This is a genomic window from Kribbella deserti (genome assembly GCF_042434725.1).
Classification (GTDB): Bacteria; Actinomycetota; Actinomycetes; order Propionibacteriales; family Kribbellaceae; genus Kribbella; species Kribbella deserti.
In genome coordinates, this window is sequence record NZ_JBHLTC010000042.1 from 1 (window position 1) to 3,988 (window position 3,988).

Sequence of the window (3,988 nt, forward strand, 5' to 3'; positions counted from 1 at the left end):
CCCAAACCCGACCAACCACCAAAAACCACCAAACGACTCCACACAGCTTGACAACGTCCGTGGAGACCGACATGTCCGGTACCTCCTGAGGAATGGGGACATCCTCAGAGTGCGCCGACGGGCGGTACTGGCGCAAGCACGCAAGCACCGTCCGTAACCAAGCCCTAAGCCTCCGAGCTCTTCTTCCACAGGTTGATGCCGGCCTCGACCGCGTCGGCGTCGATCGCGGCCAGTTCGTCGGCGCTGAAGCCGAGGTTCTTGACCGTGGCGAGGTTGTCCTCGAGCTGAGCCACGCTCGAGGCACCGATCAGCGCGCTGGTGACCCGGTCGTCGCGCAAGGTCCACGCGAGCGCGAGCTGCGCGACCGACTGGCCGCGCTGCTTGGCGATCTCGTTCAGCGCCCGGACGTGCTTGAGGGTCTGCTCGGTCAGCATGTCGGTGCTGAGCGACTTGCCCTGTGCCGCGCGGGAATCCGCCGGCACGCCGTCCAGGTAGCGGTTCGTCAGCAGTCCCTGCGCCAACGGGGAGAAAGCGATCACGCCGACGCCGAGTTCTCCGACGGTGTCGAGCAGGTCCTCCTCGATCCAGCGGTTCAGCATCGAGTACGAGGGCTGGTGGATCAGCAGCGGCGTGCCGAGCTCCTTGAGGATGGCGGCCGCCTCCGCGGTCCGCTCAGCGCTGTACGACGAGATGCCGGCGTACAGGGCCTTGCCGGAGCGGACGGCCGTATCCAGCGCGCCCATCGTCTCCTCGAGCGGGGTGTCCGGGTCGAACCGGTGTGAGTAGAAGATGTCCACGTAGTCCAGGCCCATGCGGCCCAGCGACTGGTCGAGCGAGGACAGCAGGTACTTGCGCGAGCCGCCGCCCTGACCGTACGGCCCGGGCCACATGTCGTAACCGGCCTTCGTCGAGATGATCAGCTCGTCCCGGTACGGGCGGAAGTCCCGCGCGAAGTGGGTGCCGAAGTTCGTCTCTGCCGAACCGTACGGCGGACCGTAGTTGTTCGCCAGGTCGAAGTGCGTGACGCCCAGGTCGAACGCCCGGCGCAGGATGTCCCGCTGCACGCCGTTCGGCTTGTCGTCTCCGAAGTTGTGCCAGAGCCCCAGCGAGATCGCCGGCAGCTGCAGGCCGCTGCGGCCCGTCCGGCGATAGGTCATCTGGTCGTCGTACCGGTCGGGAGCGGCTACGTAGTCAGTCACGTCCACTGAGTCTGCCACCTCCACCCCGGCTGCGCTCAACCGGTTTAGTATCGAACCACCAGGTGGACCGGCCGCGCCTCAGGCGGAGTCCGTGACAACCTGGGCAGGTGCGTGTCGACTATTCCCCCGGCCAACTCGGAGTCCGGGCGTTCTACGGCCTGCTGAACTCGGTGGTGGTGCCGAGACCGATCGCCTGGGTCTCGACGATGTCGGCCGACGGTATCGCGAACGTGGCGCCGCACTCGTTCTTCACCGTGTCCTGCGTGGATCCGCCGATGGTCCAGTTCACCTCGGTGGGGCGCAAGGACAGCCTGACGAACGCCGAGGCCACCGGTGAGTTCGTGGTGAACTTCGCCGCCGAGCCCTTGTTCGAGCGGATCAACGCCACGGCGACCGACTTTCCGCCCTCGGTGGACGAGTTCGCCGCCGCAGGCCTGACGCCGGAGCCGGGGCTGACCGTCGCCGTACCGCGAGTGGCCGAATCGCCCGTCGCGATCGAATGCGGGCTGCACACCACGTTGGAGCTGGGTGATTCGACCGTGGTGATCGGGCGAGTCCGGCACATCGCGGTGGACTCCACCGTTCTCGAGGGAGACCACCCGGCGATCGGGCTGTTGCGCCCACTGGCCCGGCTCGGCAAGGACGAGTGGAGCACGATCGGCGACGTCCGCTCGATCAGCCGGATCCGGTACGGCGATTGGCCCGGGCACTTTTCTGCTGACGGGTAAGGCGGTTCTCTTTTGGAAGCTGGGCCGGATTCTTTTCTGAGATCTGGCCCATCCGGTCACCAGGGCGCTCCGAAGCACCCACATGACCAAGACGAGAGCACGGCAGGCGGCCACGGCGGGCCACTCGCGCCGGCGAGTTGCCCAGGGTGCCCTGGGTGGTTTGCTGGCAGCCGGTGCGGGCCTCGGTCTCGGTGAACTGACCGCGGCCCTTGCCGGTGGCACTTCACCGGTAGTTGGCGTCGGCACCCAGTTGATCGACCGAGCGCCCAGTGCCGCGAAAGACTGGGCGGTCAAGAATCTCGGCACCGCCGACAAGCCGATCCTGATCGGCACGGTTCTGCTCGCGGTGGCGGTTTTCGCCTTGCTGGCAGGCTCTTTCGGCGTACGGCGCCCTCGGCTGGCCTTTGCCATGACGGTGGTCCTCGGCCTCGCCGCGATCCTGGCGGCGGCATCCGGCCGGAGCCTCGCGGGTAGTTTGTTCACTCGCCTGCTCCCTGGGTTCGTGACCTTGCTGGTCGCTTCGATCGGCATCCTGCTGGTACTGCGAGCACTTGGCCATCGCCGGGTCCTTGCCTTTGGCAAGCACTCGCCTCCGGCTGAGTCTCCTTCGGTAGCTGAGGACCGTCCCACTCGGCCTGATACGGCTGATCTCGACGACGCCCCGGTGGAAGCCGCCGCGCCGGAAGGCTTCGATCGACGGGGATTCCTGGCAACGACGATGGCGCTTGGTGTGGCCGGCGTGGGTGGCTTCGGAGCCTCGCGGTTGGTGGGCGGTGGCACGGACGAATCGGTTCGAGCCGGTATCCGGATTCCCCAGCCCGCCAGTGCCGCGCCGCCTTTGCCCGCGGGTGTTTCGGTCGATGTCGAGGGCGTGAGCCGGTTCGTCACCCCGAACAAGTCCTTCTACCGCGTCGACACTTTGCTCACCGTGCCCAAGGTCGATCCCCGCGACTGGGAGTTGCGCGTGCACGGCATGGTCGATCGCGAACTGCGGTTGTCCTTCGCCGATCTGCTCGGCCGCCCGCTGGTCGAACGCGATATCACCCTCACCTGTGTCTCGAACGAGGTCGGCGGCCCGTACGTCGGCAACGCTCGCTGGATCGGCGTACCGATCGCCGCGATCCTGGCCGAGGCCGGCGTTCGCTCCGGAGCCGACGCGATCAAGTCGACCAGCGTGGACGGCCTGACCATCGGCACTCCGCTCGCCGCCTTGACCGACGGCCGGGACGCGCTGTTCGCACTTGCGATGAACGGCGAACCGCTGCCCTTCGACCACGGCTTCCCGGTCCGGATGGTGGTGCCCGGCCTGTACGGATATGTCTCGGCGACCAAGTGGATCGTGGACTTCGAGGTCACCCGCTTCGCCGACTTCACCGCCTACTGGACCGAACGGGACTGGGCCGTCGAAGCCCCGATCAAAACCTCCTCGCGAATCGACGTACCCAAGGCGTTCGCGACGGTGAAAGCCGGTCCCGCGGTCGCGGCGGGTGTCGCCTGGTCGCAGCGCCGGGGGATCACCAAGATCGAGGTCCAGGTGGACGACGGCGAGTGGCAGCCGGCCAAGTTGGCGGCCGAGGACTCGATCGACACCTGGCGCCAGTGGACCTTCCAGTGGAACGCCACCCCGGGCAATCACAAACTCACCGTCCGCGCCACTGATGGCGACGGCCAGGTGCAGACCGCCGACCGGGCCCGGCCTCGCCCGAACGGTTCCAGCGGCTGGCACAACGTGGTGGTGATGGTCGAGTGACCGACACCGCGAACCGGTGAACCAGGACGTGGCGACGTCCGCGAGCGCTGAACGCCCGCAATCTCGCCTTCCTCTTTCTGAGTTTCGAACCATTCCTAATCCAAGGAGAACAACCATCATGTCGAACACCATCCGTCGCGCCGGTCTTGCCGCCTCTGCTGTAGCCCTGCTCTTCGTCACCGTCGCCTGTGGCAGCGACAACGACAGCCCGGCCGCCGACGCGGCCCCCTCCTCGGCGCCGTCGTCCGCTGCCTCGTCCGCCCCGTCCTCGGAGCCGACCATGGCCGACCCGATGTCGGACCTGGTCGGGC

At 67.3% G+C, this 3,988-nt stretch carries 3 protein-coding genes and 1 pseudogene; 3 read left to right on the forward strand and 1 reads right to left on the reverse strand.

All coding sequences use genetic code 11. The annotated features are described in order from the left end of the window. Nucleotides 1–164: 164 nt before the first annotated feature. The gene (gene mgrA, locus ACFFGN_RS34210) at nucleotides 165–1,199 is read right to left on the reverse strand and encodes an L-glyceraldehyde 3-phosphate reductase (RefSeq protein WP_380056782.1); all 1,035 of its coding nucleotides are present in this window, start codon (nucleotides 1,197–1,199) and stop codon (nucleotides 165–167) included. 107 nt (nucleotides 1,200–1,306) lie between these two features. On the opposite strand from mgrA, the gene ACFFGN_RS34215 reads away from it, so the two are divergent. The 3 genes and pseudogenes from ACFFGN_RS34215 to ACFFGN_RS34225 form a co-directional block, all read left to right on the forward strand. Next, entirely contained in the window at nucleotides 1,307–1,927 is a 621-nt protein-coding gene (locus tag ACFFGN_RS34215; RefSeq protein ID WP_380056785.1) for a flavin reductase family protein, read from the forward strand. Nucleotides 1,928–2,009: 82 nt separating this feature from the next. Then, nucleotides 2,010–3,677 carry a molybdopterin-dependent oxidoreductase gene (locus ACFFGN_RS34220; RefSeq protein ID WP_380056788.1) on the forward strand — a complete coding sequence of 556 codons (1,668 nt, stop codon included), beginning with the start codon at nucleotides 2,010–2,012 and terminating at the stop codon, nucleotides 3,675–3,677. Between the two features lie 118 nt (nucleotides 3,678–3,795). Continuing rightward, a pseudogene (locus ACFFGN_RS34225) lies at nucleotides 3,796–3,988 on the forward strand (fasciclin domain-containing protein); the annotation flags it as partial.